At 40.9% G+C, this 13,447-nt stretch carries 13 protein-coding genes; 10 read left to right on the forward strand and 3 right to left on the reverse strand.

From position 1 onward, the window contains the following. Positions 1-50: 50 nt before the first annotated feature. Entirely contained in the window at positions 51-449 is a 399-nt protein-coding gene (locus F903_RS03540; RefSeq protein ID WP_005194645.1) for an MAPEG family protein, read from the forward strand. A gap of 119 nt (positions 450-568) precedes the next feature. Further along, positions 569-1,096, forward strand: a complete 528-nt coding sequence (gene ppa / locus F903_RS03545; RefSeq protein WP_005194646.1) for an inorganic diphosphatase — start codon at positions 569-571, stop codon at positions 1,094-1,096. 105 nt (positions 1,097-1,201) lie between these two features. Here ppa and F903_RS03550 read toward each other — a convergent pair whose 3' ends face one another. Then, positions 1,202-2,473: an OprD family outer membrane porin gene (locus F903_RS03550; RefSeq protein ID WP_005194648.1), complete on the reverse strand. Its 1,272-nt coding sequence runs from the start codon at positions 2,471-2,473 to the stop codon at positions 1,202-1,204. 734 nt (positions 2,474-3,207) lie between these two features. Between F903_RS03550 and F903_RS03555 the strand changes: the two genes are divergently transcribed. Beyond that, positions 3,208-4,020, forward strand: a complete 813-nt coding sequence (locus F903_RS03555) for a TorF family putative porin (RefSeq protein WP_005194650.1) — start codon at positions 3,208-3,210, stop codon at positions 4,018-4,020. Positions 4,021-4,415: 395 nt separating this feature from the next. Continuing rightward, the gene (locus tag F903_RS03560) at positions 4,416-5,204 is read left to right on the forward strand and encodes a TorF family putative porin (protein WP_005194652.1); all 789 of its coding nucleotides are present in this window, start codon (positions 4,416-4,418) and stop codon (positions 5,202-5,204) included. Between the two features lie 41 nt (positions 5,205-5,245). On the opposite strand, the gene F903_RS03565 is transcribed toward F903_RS03560, so the two are convergent. After that, positions 5,246-6,733, reverse strand: a complete 1,488-nt coding sequence (locus F903_RS03565) for a YifB family Mg chelatase-like AAA ATPase (protein WP_005194654.1) — start codon at positions 6,731-6,733, stop codon at positions 5,246-5,248. Positions 6,734-6,802: 69 nt separating this feature from the next. Further along, the gene (locus tag F903_RS03570) at positions 6,803-7,030 is read right to left on the reverse strand and encodes an accessory factor UbiK family protein (RefSeq protein ID WP_005194655.1); all 228 of its coding nucleotides are present in this window, start codon (positions 7,028-7,030) and stop codon (positions 6,803-6,805) included. 275 nt (positions 7,031-7,305) lie between these two features. Between F903_RS03570 and glnK the strand changes: the two genes are divergently transcribed. From glnK to F903_RS03600, 6 genes are all read left to right on the forward strand, one after another. Beyond that, complete coding sequence (gene glnK, locus F903_RS03575) at positions 7,306-7,644, forward strand: P-II family nitrogen regulator (RefSeq protein WP_000780326.1); 339 nt, start codon at positions 7,306-7,308, stop codon at positions 7,642-7,644. 68 nt (positions 7,645-7,712) lie between these two features. Next, complete coding sequence (locus F903_RS03580; RefSeq protein WP_005194657.1) at positions 7,713-9,098, forward strand: ammonium transporter; 1,386 nt, start codon at positions 7,713-7,715, stop codon at positions 9,096-9,098. Between the two features lie 139 nt (positions 9,099-9,237). Beyond that, complete coding sequence (gene nrdR, locus F903_RS03585) at positions 9,238-9,702, forward strand: transcriptional regulator NrdR (protein ID WP_004668188.1); 465 nt, start codon at positions 9,238-9,240, stop codon at positions 9,700-9,702. 12 nt (positions 9,703-9,714) lie between these two features. Beyond that, positions 9,715-10,830 (forward strand): bifunctional diaminohydroxyphosphoribosylaminopyrimidine deaminase/5-amino-6-(5-phosphoribosylamino)uracil reductase RibD, encoded by a 1,116-nt coding sequence (gene ribD / locus F903_RS03590; RefSeq protein WP_005194659.1) that lies wholly within the window; start codon positions 9,715-9,717, stop codon positions 10,828-10,830. Beyond that, positions 10,827-12,119, forward strand: a complete 1,293-nt coding sequence (locus F903_RS03595) for a DNA adenine methylase (protein WP_004668195.1) — start codon at positions 10,827-10,829, stop codon at positions 12,117-12,119. Before ribD ends, F903_RS03595 begins: the two co-directional genes overlap by 4 nt. 382 nt (positions 12,120-12,501) lie before the next feature. Further along, positions 12,502-13,338 (forward strand): MIP/aquaporin family protein, encoded by an 837-nt coding sequence (locus F903_RS03600; protein WP_005194662.1) that lies wholly within the window; start codon positions 12,502-12,504, stop codon positions 13,336-13,338. Positions 13,339-13,447 lie beyond the last annotated feature (109 nt).

Genomic DNA, 13,447 nt, shown 5'->3' on the forward strand with positions numbered 1-13,447 from the left:
CATAAGTTATGATAGCATGATCAGAAGAACTTCAAATGATGGATGTCAGGATGCAGGGTATTAGCGGCATTATATTGATTATTATCGTCGCATGTTTATTGCCTTATGTTTTTACTTTGGTTGCGAAATCAAAAGGTGGTTTTCAAGCAAAAGACAATCACAATCCTCGTGAATTTTTGGCTAGAACCACAGGGTTGTCTGCACGAGCAAATGCTGTACAGCAAAATAGCTTCGAGAGCTTACCTTTATTTATCGCTGCAATTTTAATGGCGGAATATATGGTGATTCCTGAGCGATTTATCCTGACATTGGGCTGGGCATATATTGTTTTCCGCGTCATTTATGGAATTTGTTATTTAGCCAATCTTGCAACTTTACGCTCAATTATTTGGTTTTTTTCCTTACTGTGTCCAATCTTTTTGTTTGTGATCACCATTAAAATGACTTAAATCAAGTTGCTCATAAAAATTCATGACGCCTAATACTAATATACAGCATCATTTTGACTGTATTCACGTTATAATCTGACCGATTTTTTATATTTAATTTCACATACACGAGTGTTGATATGAGTTATAGCAATATTCCTGCGGGTAAAGACGCGCCAAATGACATCTATGTCATCATTGAAATTCCTGCAAATGCAGCGCCAATCAAATACGAAATCGATAAAGATTCAGATGCGTTATTTGTAGACCGTTTCATGGGTACAGCAATGTTCTACCCAGCAAACTATGGTTATGTACCAAACACCTTATCTGAAGATGGTGATCCTTTAGACGTACTTGTTGTGACGCCTTATCCAGTTGCAGCGGGTTCAGTGATTCGTTGTCGTCCAGTGGGTAAATTAAATATGGAAGATGATGGTGGTATCGATGCGAAACTGATCGCAGTTCCACATGAAAAATTATCTCCATTGTACAAAGATGTTCAAGAATATACAGATCTTCCACAATTGTTGATCAGCCAAATTGAACACTTCTTCCTACACTACAAAGATTTAGAGCCTGGTAAATGGGTGAAATTGAATGGTTGGGAAAGTTCTGAAGTTGCTAAAGCAGAAGTCATTAAATCAATCGAAGCTGCCCAAAAGTAAGTTTAGAGGATTAAACCAAATTTGCTAATTTTAAAAATTTGGTTTAAAAAAACCTCCATTCAGATTGAATGGAGGTTTTTTTTATGGCGAGTTATTCACTGTGAATTAGAAGAATTTCACAGGAATATCAAGCCAGAGACGCCATTCGTTAGTGTCGCCGATGTATCCAGCTTGGTATTCATCACTAGCACGGTAGTATGAGTGACGTACACGTAAGCTGGCATCTTTAGCAAAACCTGATTGAACCGTGTATTTTACTTGGTTAAAGAATTCACGTTCTTGTGCGTTGTCAGTTACATCCTTAACTTTAATATCCCAACCATAAACAAACGCTGTTGTCCAAGATAAGCCAGGAACACCGTAGCCACCAAAGTCTACATTGTATTGTAATTGAGCTGATTTTTCGCTATTACCAATGAAGTCTGAGAGGTAAGAGTTTGGTAAATAGATACTTTGAGCACCGTCAGCATTCTCACCATAGTCATAACCGGTATTACCATTGTTTTGTTGGTAAGCCAACATCACGCTATGTGGACCTGTATTATAGGTCGTCGAAAGTGCCCAGATGGTGTTTTTACGATTAGATAAATCATCGGTCGTACTTGAATACGTACTTGCTTTTTCATCCCACTTGGTGTGATAAGCGCTTAAATCGTAAGTCAAACCACTGTCTTGGTTGAGCGGTTGTTTGTAGTTTGCATTGATATAATGGCGGTCTAGTTTATCTTTGCTATCTAAACCGAAATAAGACGTCGTTAGATGATCATCGAATTTATATTTTGCGCCCCAAACAACGGCACGATCAAGATGTCTGCCATCACTATTGATTTGATCAGAATATTGATCTTTCGTGAATTTACCAGCCGTTAACTCTAGACCATCAATCTCACGACTCGTCGCTAACACACCTTCAAAGTATTCAGGGACTAAACGTGCTGTATTGCTCGCCAACACAGGAATATCTAGGATATGAGTACCATAAGAAACGGTCGTATTTGAGTAGCGTGCTTTTACGTAACCGCCACCACGCGCCCAATGATCATAAGCAGAACCGTCTGGGTGCTTAGGGATCATGCCGTTACCCGCATTATTGTTAGAGCCTAACTTAAAAGACGCATCACCAATAATACCAGCACCGAAGCCTACAACACCTTGAGTAAAGCCTGAGTCTAGTTTAACCATTGCAGTTTGTGCGTATGAACTAGTATCTTTATTACCGTTTTTCTTGTCACGATGTAAATAACCCGTACGGAATAAAACATTTCCGCTTGCATCTTCAACAAATCCTTTTGCTTCGCTTTGTTCGCTTGCATATGTTGAGGTGATTAGTGCGGCATTAATCAATACCGCTAATGTAAGTTTCTGTGCCTTTGGCATAGCTTAGCCTCATAAAAAAATTGGGAAAGAAACTGCAAATTTTGAACAATTGTATAAGTTATACATGAAAAAGATAGATTTTTATTAAAATTTTTTCATTAATTTTTAATAAAAAGCTTATACAATTTTATGATTTGTTTCTCGTTTAAAAAGTGATCATAATAAAATTAAGTTAATGATTTTAATTGTTAAATGTGTTTATAAAGGTTGTAATATTCGATTGTTATTTCTATACAAGTTATGTTTAAAAAGTGTGATTATGGAATATAAATTTTGTTTAAATTTAATGGGTTATTTATTGATTGGTTAAAAATGTAGCAACTTGATTTGCAAAAAATTACATCCCGACGAATGGCAATCTTACAACGACGAAAAAGGAACACTTTATTCAGATTATTTTAAGGTATCTCAGGTGCACTTTTATTGAGCACTCATTAAATTACATACGTATAACTGATATTTCCAATAGTTAGACAACTTATGGTGCTGAAAAGTGCGTCTTTTTTGTGCAATAAACAACCTGAATTTCTGCATTGCTTCTAAATGGATCAAAAAATTAAGAAATAAAGACATTAGGATCAATTGAAGCGCATCTAAAGTGTCGTAATGGCACTTTTATGGTACAGGAACTATATTTCGTAAGGATTGTTTAAAGTTGGCACAGCATTTGCTATCTATTCCGTGATGCAATTTAAAACATAAATCAGTCGAATATCCATATGGGGGAGATCAATATGATGAAATTTGCATGTAAGGCGATTGCTTTGAGTATTTTGGCTGTGACTTCAGCAGTGACAATGGCTGAAGATAAAGCTTCCGTTTATGGTATTAGTGTTGAAGGTGACGTGACAGCTGTCACTGATTACCGCTTTCGTGGTGTTACCCAGTCATCCAATAATCCGGCAATTCAAGGTGGCTTCACTTTCTCTCATGACTCGGGTGCTTATTTAAGCCTTTGGGGATCAAGTGTTGATTTTGGCATTTCTGGTGTTTCAACTGAAACTGATGCAACTTTAGGTTATAGCAATAGCTTTGCATTAACGCCAAATATGCAAGCAACCTATGATGTTGGTGTTATCCATTATGGTTATATTGGCTCTAAGTCAAATTATACGAATGAAACAAATGGTAAAGATGGTTTAGCTTTTACTGAAATTTTTGCTAGTTTAGCTTTCCCTAACACAATCTTTGCTGAGGATGAGTTAAGTGTTGGTGTGAGCTATTCACCTGATTATTGGGGCAGAACAGATGATTTCTGGTATTTCAATGTGGGTTATTCAGCACCGATTGCGGATACAGGTTTCACTGGCGTAGCTTCAGTTGGTTATAACAAATTAAAGAATAAAGATGCTTTAGCAATTGTTGCTGGTGGTCCAGGAAAAGATGATGACTATATCGACTATAAAGTGGGTGTTGGTTATAGCTTCTTAGGTTTGGATGCTGGGCTTGATGTGGTAGGTACCAACATTAGTACATCTGGCATGAGCAAAAATGATAAGAAACCGTATGACACGGGTTTGGTCTTTAGCTTGTCGAAATCTTTCTAATACGATCTCATCTCGAGTGAATCAGAAAAAAGCCAGCAATAGCTGGCTTTTTTCTGATTCAGGGTATGAACAAAAAAAGTTCTGCTACCTCAATTTATTTATCGATACGGGAATCATTTTTATCTGAATTGAGAGGTGTTTTTCATAAACCTTTATTAAGTGTGCGCCATAACGAGCAGGACTGCTTTGGTTTAGATGCACTATTTGCTTCTCCTTTAATTTAAAACTAGAAATAAAATCCAATCTTGATTTTAGTTTAATGTTAAGCCATTGTATTTATTGTGTTTATTATATTTTTTTAAGTGCTCTAAGCTTGGCATAGCATTTGCAAATTACCCCGTGATGCAATTTAAAACTTAAATCAGTTGAATGTCTAAATCATGGGGGAGATCAATATGATGAAATTTGCATGTAAAGCTGTTGCTTTGGGGATGATAGCTGCAACTTCAACTTGGGTGATGGCGGAAGATAGTACTTTGCCATTTCCGGGTGCACTTTCAGGAAATATCAGTGTTGTATCCAGTTATAACTTACGCGGAATGACCAATTCACCTGAAAGTGATACACCTGCAATTCAGGGTGGGCTTGATTATAGCCATGACAGTGGATTTTATTTGGGTTATTGGTTTTCAACATTGACCGCGGCCTATGCTGATTTTAATACATCACCGACCTATGTACCCAAAGAGAAAAAATCATTCGAAAATGATTTCTATGCTGGCTATAAAGGCAAAATCACCGATGACTTGGGTTATCAAATTGGGGCAACTGTTTATTACTATTATCCGGGTTGGGAATCAACGGGCTACGAAACGATTGTGGGTTTAACGTATAAAGATTTAACAGTGACAGCCCAAACGCTTTTGAATAACGTGACTTTTGGCAATAAAGGGGACACCTACTTTTTAGCAACTTATGCACCAAAACTCGCAGGTGGGTTCACTGGTAAAGCGCAAGTTGCAGCGTATTATTATGGTGATGATGACGAATATTTAACTTATCAAGCCAAAGCGGGCGATGTCACTAAAACTGATTTTGCTTTCCGCCACGCAACTTTAGGTGTATCACATCCGTTAGCTGAAACAGGTGCAACTTGGAGTTTAGATTATATTTTTGGTGGCTACACGCGCGATGAAGCTAAGCAGAAAAATAAAGTGGTTTTAGCGTTGGGCTATGCTTTTTAATCATAATAACAATCAAAAGCGACCTATATGGTCGCTTTTTTTTAAGCGTGATTGCCTCGATAAGACAGTGCCTCAGTGAGATGAGTACTCGTGATCATGTCACTTTCAGCTAAATCTGCAATTGTTCGAGCAACACGCAATACTCGATGATAGGCCCGAGCGGAAAGATTGAGACGTTGTTGTGCCATTTCAATGATTCTTGCAGAGCTATCATCTAAAAGTGCATACCGCTCTAATAACTTCGGAGAAAGCGCTTGATTTAAACACTGTTGTCGCTGAATCTGCTTTTCATACGCAGTGATGACACGTTGGCGTACAATTTCAGAGTTTTCAGTGGGTGTTCGATCTTGCAATTCTTGTGCTTGTAACGGTGGTACATCTATGTGGAGGTCAATACGGTCTAATAATGGTCCTGAAATACGATTTTGATAACGTTGAATACTTTCAGGTGAACATTGGCAACGACTGTCTTGATTAAAGGCGTAACCACAAGGGCAGGGATTCATTGCCGCGATAAATTGAAAGTTGGCTGGAAAGGTCATTTGTCTTGCCGCACGTGAAATTACAATTTCTTTAGACTCAAGTGGCTGGCGTAATACTTCCAATACCTTACGATCAAACTCAGGCAGCTCATCTAAAAATAATACGCCTAAATGCGCAAGTGTTATTTCGCCGGGTTTTGGTTGTGAGCCACCACCGACCAATGCAATTGCGGATGCAGTGTGGTGCGGTGCTCGAAATGGGCGTTGTCCAAAATGATGTTGGGCATTTGCAACCGAATAGATGCTCGCAACTTCTAAATTTTCCTGAGCATTGAGTGGCGGCAAGATCGAGGGCAACCTTGATGCAAGTAAGGTTTTTCCAGTGCCAGGTGGACCTTTAAAGAGTAAAGAATGACCGCCCGCCGCAGCGATTTCGAGGGCACGACGCGGACGTAACTGACCTTTAACATCTGCGAGATCACATTGGTAGCCAGATAATGCCGCATTTTTTTGCTTAGGTGCTGCTGTTATTTGTGAATTGCCCGAAAAGTGTGCACAAACCTCTTGTAAGTGATTTGCTGCATAGACATCAAAATTTGGAAGTTGATTGGCTTCATCTAGATTTGCCGTGGGAAGCAACAAGCCGTGTTGACTCTGTTGGCATGCCATTGCGATCGTCAGCGCTCCTGAGATTGGACGCAAATGTCCATCTAGTGCAAGTTCTCCAATAAATTCAAAGCCCTCTGTACTATTTTCAGGGAGTTGACCAGAAGCAATTAGGATTCCTAAGGCGATGGGTAAGTCTAGTCGTGAGCCATTTTTAGGAAGATCCGCAGGTGCAAGGTTAATGGTTAAGCGTTTGGTTGGAAACAAAAATCCACTGTTAATAATTGCAGAGCGAACCCGATCTTTACTTTCTCTCACTGCGGCTTCAGGCAAGCCGACAATGGTGAGCGAGGGTAGCCCTGAACTAATGTGGACTTCAACTTCGATTTGAGGGGCATGTAGCCCCAATAAACCCCTTGTATAAATTTTGGCGAAAGACATTTTATTGTTGTTCCATTGTGGTGCTTTATTTTTAGTCATTTTACGGTGCTGTTTGCACCGTGTTGGTGCTTATTTTTTGTTCTGTACAATTTCTTCAAGTGATTTCATCTGCTGTTGTAGCTCAGTGAGGCGTTGGTTAGCTAAATTCAAGGCTGTTCTCTGACGATCGAGCTCTTGCTTCGAAACGAGGTCTAACTTTTCGATACTTTCATTGAGTAAAGCACGTAAATTTTTTTCTAAGTCTTTTTTGGGTTGATCAACTTGCTGCAAAATAGCCTGTATAAGAGTTTCAATCATAAAGTGCTCAATCGTTTATGTGTATTTGTTGCTCAGTGTATCATTGCTTGCGGCAATCCTCTAGCGCTGTTCAGAACAGCTTGATGGGTGACTGCAAGATTCAGTTAAATCTTGGTAAATAGAACTTATTTTCGATTGAGGATCTACATCTCTAAGCGTAAATAGGTTATAAAGAAAACTGATGTCCAGTATTTGAACCCCCCTAACCTTCCAATATTGGCATGAAAATTGAACATAAAACCTTACTGGTGAAAATAAGCCGAAGGAAAACACACATGAAGCTTGTAACTGCAATTGTAAAACCATTCAAATTAGATGATGTTCGTGAAGCACTCTCTGATATTGGTGTTCAAGGGATTACCGTAACTGAAGTCAAAGGTTTCGGGCGTCAAAAGGGACATACTGAACTGTACCGTGGTGCAGAGTATGTCGTTGATTTCTTACCGAAAGTAAAAATTGAAATTGCGATTAGCGATGAAATGGTAGATGCAGTCATTGAATCTATTACGCGTGTCGCAAGCACAGGAAAAATCGGTGATGGAAAAATCTTTGTCACTAATCTAGAACAAGTCATCCGTATTCGTACTGGTGAGACTGGACCAGATGCTGTCTAAATTGGCATAAAGTTTGCTGAGTTAGAAATTAAGAGACACAGCTCACAAAATGAGGTTGGGGGACACGAATGAAAAAAATGCTTATGGCGCTTAGTCTATCTGGCGCACTCTTAGGTGGTTCAGCCGTTGTTTGGGCTGAAGAAGCTGCTTCTACACCAATGACTGAACAAACTGTAGCAGTAACTGAAACAGTATCAACGACTGTTGCAGCAGAATTGCCAGCAGTTGCGGAAGTCGAACCTGAAGCAGAAGCAACACTCGATACGGGTGATACCGCTTGGATTCTTGTTTCAACAGCACTGGTTCTGTTGATGACGATTCCTGGTTTGGCTTTATTCTACGGCGGTATGGTCCGCAAGAAAAACGTACTTAGTACCATGGCGCATAGTTTTGTTGCTGCGGCAGTGGTGAGTATTGCTTGGGTTGTCATTGGCTATAGTTTGGCTTTTGGCGAAGGGAACGCCTTTATCGGTAGTCTTGATAAGATCATGTTGTCAGGTATTGGTACCGATACATTGAGTGGCTCTATTCCTGAAATTCTATTTGTCATATTCCAAATGACCTTTGCGATTATTACAGTTGCGATTATTAGTGGTTCAATCGCAGAGCGTATGAAATTTGGTGCTTTTGTTGCCTTTGTTGCGATTTGGGTTGTTGTCGTTTACGCACCAATTACTCACTGGGTATGGGGCGGCGGCTGGTTAGGTAATGACGGTGCGTTAGATTTTGCTGGTGGTACTGTTGTTCATATTAACTCAGGTGTTGCAGGTTTGGTTGCAGCGTATATGCTCGGCAAACGTATGGGCCTTGGTCGCGAATCAATGGCGCCGCATAACCTTGCTTTAACTGTGGTTGGTGCAAGTTTACTTTGGGTGGGTTGGTTTGGTTTCAACGGTGGTTCTGCGTTGGGTGCCAACGGTTCTGCATCGTACGCAATCGTGGTTACTCAAGTTGCAGCAGCTGCAGCGGCACTGTCTTGGTTAGTGGTTGAGAAAGTTGTTCGTGGTAAAGCATCTGTTCTTGGTGGTGCATCAGGTGCGGTTGCTGGTTTAGTGGTGATTACGCCTGCGGCTGGTTTTGTGACTGTTGGTGGCGCATTAATCATGGGTCTCATCGGTGGTGTGGTATGTTTCTGGGGTATTACGGCGCTTAAACGTTTACTCAAAGCAGATGATTCTTTAGATGCATTCGGTTTACATGGTGTTGGTGGTATCGTTGGTGCGATCTTGACAGCAGTGTTTGCGAGTGAATTTATTATGGGTGATGCTGCACCTGCGAATATGATGGCGCAATTATGGGTGCAAGTTGAAGGTGTACTCGCAACGATCGCATATAGTGCAGTGATGACCTTCATTATCCTGAAAGTGATTGATCTAGCGATTGGTATTCGTGTCAGCAATGATGACGAACGTATGGGTCTCGATCTAAGTCAACATGGCGAACGTGTTGAATAATCGGATGTAAAATATAATTCGATAAAACGAACAGCCTTGTGCTCCTGCACAAGGCTGTTTTTTTGTGTTGTGATGGCTAGTTCAGCAAATGAAGAAACTTTGCTACACTTAGCCAAAGTGAGTAAATAATTGCACAACTATGCATTGTCCATTTTGTAACGCTGCTGATAGTAAAGTCATCGACTCCCGTTTGGCTGCCGAAGGCTGTCAAATTCGCCGTCGTCGTGAATGTACGATTTGTGGTGAACGCTTCACCACCTTTGAAAGTTATGAAGTGGTGATGCCACGCGTGATTAAATCCGATGGTAAAAGTGAACCGTTTGATGAAGCGAAATTACGTCGCTCACTCATGCATGCTTTGCAGAAACGTCCTGTGACGCAAGAGCAAATCGAAACGGTGCTCAGTGATATTCAGTTGCAGATTCGTCGTTTAGGCGAACGTGATGTCAAATCAAGAATGATTGGTGAAATCGTGATGCAGGCATTATTTGCATTGGATCATGTCGCTTATGTTCGATTTGCCTCGGTTTATCAAGATTTCCAAGATGTAGAAGCATTTCGTCATCAGATTGAGCAAATGCAACAACGTGAAAATGAAGCCTAAATTAGAGAAATCATGTCTGAGCTAAACCAAGATCAAACGTTTCAAGATCAAGCTTTTCAGGATCAGTATTGGATACAACGAGCAATTGATTTAGCTCGACTTGGACAATATTCAACTAAGCCTAATCCAAATGTGGGCTGTGTCATTGTAAAAGATGGTCAATTGATTGGAGAGGGCTATCATCCCAAAGCAGGACAACCACATGCAGAGGTTTTCGCCTTAGCGCAAGCGGGTGAACATGCCAAAGATGCAACCGCTTATGTGACTTTAGAACCTTGTGCACACTACGGTAGAACCCCACCTTGTGCAGAAGCATTGGTCAAGGCACAAGTCAAAAAAGTAGTGGTGGCATGCTCTGATCCAAATCCGTTGGTGGCAGGCAAGGGTGTTCAAATTTTACAAAATGCAGGCATTGAAGTTGAAACAGGGGTCTGTGCCGAAGTTGCGAAAACTTTAAATTTGGGTTTTCTAAAAGCAATGTCAACAGGTTTACCCTATGTGCGTTTGAAAATTGCTTCAAGCCTCGATGGACGTACTGCAATGGCATCGGGTGAGTCGAAGTGGATTACAGGAACAGCCGCACGACAGGATGTACAGCATTGGCGTGCGATTTCAGGCGCTGTGATTACTGGGATTCAGACGGTTTTGGCAGATGATTGCGAACTGAATGTTCGTGCATTAGCAGGTGTTGACCTTACAACGGTTGTTCAACCGAAACGAATTGTGCTCGATCGACAAGGACAGTTACCTCTCACCGCCAAGATCTTACAGAATCCTGAAACGGTCATGGTAATGACCCCATTTCGTCAAGAACTTGCCGATTTAGGCGTGATACAATTGGCGCTGCAACCTTTAAATCAGTTATTGCAAACCTTATCTCAACAGCATCAAATTTATGATGTATTGGTTGAGGCAGGTGCGACTTTATCGACGGTCTTTTTACAACAAGGTTTGGTTGATGAAATGATTAGTTATGTTGCACCAACTTTACTTGGTCAGTCTGCTCGATCAATGTTCAATGCGAAATTGAGCGAAATGGCAGAGCAGCTTCGTTTTGAATTGGTCGATGTAACCCAACTTGGGCAAGATATTCGCCTAAGATTGCTCCCTATCCAAGAGATGATATGAATCCTGAAGCATCGGTTTATCACAAACGTCGCCATGCGGCGCGTACCACTGACGAATATCTTTTTCATCAGCTCGTACCTTATCTGGGTAATAAGCGCCGACTCCTTCATCTGATTTTAGAAGCGCTTGAGATTACGGGAACACTGAATAGTAAGAAAAAGAATCCACCAATTTTTGCTGATTTCTTTGCGGGCAGTGGTGTGGTTTCTCGTTTGGCTCGCCAAAATGGTTATCGTGTGATTGCCAACGATTGGGAACCTTATAGCCATGCCTTAAATCACGCGATTTTGGCATGTACCGATGCGCCGGCATTTAAAGAATTAGGTGGCTATCAAAAAGCGATTGATATTTTAAATCGACTGCCTGAAGTGAAAGGCTGGGTAACGCATAATTTATGTCCTCGCAATGATGATATCTATGATCCTGCCCGTGATCGACTGTTCTTTAAACGTCGTAATGGGATGAAGATTGATGCGATTCGTCAGCAAATTGCAACTTGGCAAGCGCAAGGTGCGATTAATGATGTAGAAATGAGTGCTTTACTTGCACCATTACTGTATTCGGCCAGTTTTGTTAGTAACACCAGCGGCGTATTTAAAAGCTTCCATCAGGGTTGGGGCGGCAAAACGCAAACGGCATTGGAACGGATTGAATCGTTATTGTGGTTAACACCAAGTCGTTTTTGCGAAATTGGTGAGAGTAAACGGCCTGCCGCAGAAGTGTGGTGTGTCGATGCACAGCATTTAGCCAATCAAATGAGTGGCTTTGAAGTGGATGTGGCGTATCTTGATCCGCCGTATAACCAGCATGCCTATAGCAGTAATTATCATGTTTTAAATGCCCTGACCTTGTGGGATCAGAACGACTTACCCTCACCTGACACCAAAGGTTTTAAAAGTGGTATTGATCGGGCATGGCGTAAAGAACGTCCGAGTTCGTATAACTCGTCTAAACATGCTCAAAATGCCTATGAAAAGTTATTGGAAACCATCAATGCGCGTTATATCTTGACCAGTTATTCGACTGATGGAAATATTGAGCCGAAAGATTTACTGACCGCCAATTTAAAGCGCGGAAAAGTCACTTTGCTGACTCAAGACGTACCGCGTTATCGCGTCAGCAAGCAGCGACAGTCTGAACGAGCACGGGTGCTTGAGTTTATTGTGATCACCGATACCCATGCAAAATCAGGTCCGCCATTGCGACAGTTATTGGGTCAGCTCTACCACTTTGCTGAATTGGGTGGTGTGGATACCTCAGGGAACAGCACTCAACTTGCACTTTGGTAAGGTCAAACAAACACCACTTTATAAACAAAGTGGTGTTTTTATATGTAGATGTGCTGTGATCGGTAAATATAATCAATTAAATCGTATTTTTAGATAAGTGGCTGTTTTTATGATCATTATCTTCTATTTTTTGGTTGTATTTTGACTGAGCAGAATTTTCGTCAGAATTTCTTCACTTCGATTTTTATTTAAAATAACCATAAAATACATGGGTATATGAGAAATTAACCTCTACTCTTAAATCCACTTCATTGCATTTTTAAAACTTAAATAAATTTTACTATTCGGTTAAAAAAATATTGACCTAATATCAAAATAAATATAATTTTCCGGGCTCATTTAGGGTCTTATCGATGAGAAGCGATAGCCAAGAGAGGTTGTTATGAGTCGCTCGGAACCCACTTTGTTGGGACAATGTATCGCTGAGTTTTTTGCTACTGCGGTTTTTTTATCATTCGGTATCGGTGTAGTTGCTGCACTCAAGCTAACAGGTGCAGGGTTTGGCCAGTGGGAAATTAGTGTGGTCTGGGGTTTGGCGGTTGCCTTGGCGGTCTATCTTTCAGCAGGCATCTCTGGCGCACATCTCAATCCAGCGGTTACTATCGCATTGGCATTATTTGCAGGCTTTGATAAAAGGAAAGTGCCTTTCTATATCATTGCACAAGTTGCTGGGGCTGCGGTTGGCGCGTTACTAGTTTATGGCCTATACAGTAATTTATTTATCGATTATGAACAAAGCCATAACATGGTCCGAGGTAGTGTTGAAAGCTTAGAATTGGCGGGAATTTTCTCGACTTATCCGCATCATTTACTTTCAATGGGGCAAGCGTTCTTGGTCGAAATGTTTATCACCATGTTGCTATTGTGGTTGATCATGGCAATAGGTGATGATCAAAATGGCTTGCCGCGCGGTGCTTTAGCGCCATTATTGGTAGGTTTATTGGTTGCAGTGATTGGTGCTTCTTTTGGTCCGTTAACAGGTTTTGCTATGAATCCTGCCCGTGACTTTGGCCCTAAAATCATTGCCTATTTCTCAGGTTGGGGACCTGTTGCCTTTACTGGCGGTCGTGATATTGCATACTTTATCGTTCCGATGACCGCGCCGATTGTTGGGGCTTGCTTAGGTGTACTTGGCTATAAATTATTCTTTAGCCATTTTTTAGTGAGTGATCAAGTCGAAGTGCCAAGCACTGCTGAAAAGCAAATCTCGGATATGTAGTGGTGATCAAAATAAGACAATGAAATAAGAAAAGGGTGATCAGAGGATCACCCTTTTTGATTTGGCGGCATTTGCGTCAGCGTTGCTTGTTATCTCAAGTTCTTTGCAT

This window comes from Acinetobacter sp. NIPH 298 (assembly GCF_000369505.1).
Taxonomy (GTDB): domain Bacteria; phylum Pseudomonadota; class Gammaproteobacteria; order Pseudomonadales; family Moraxellaceae; genus Acinetobacter.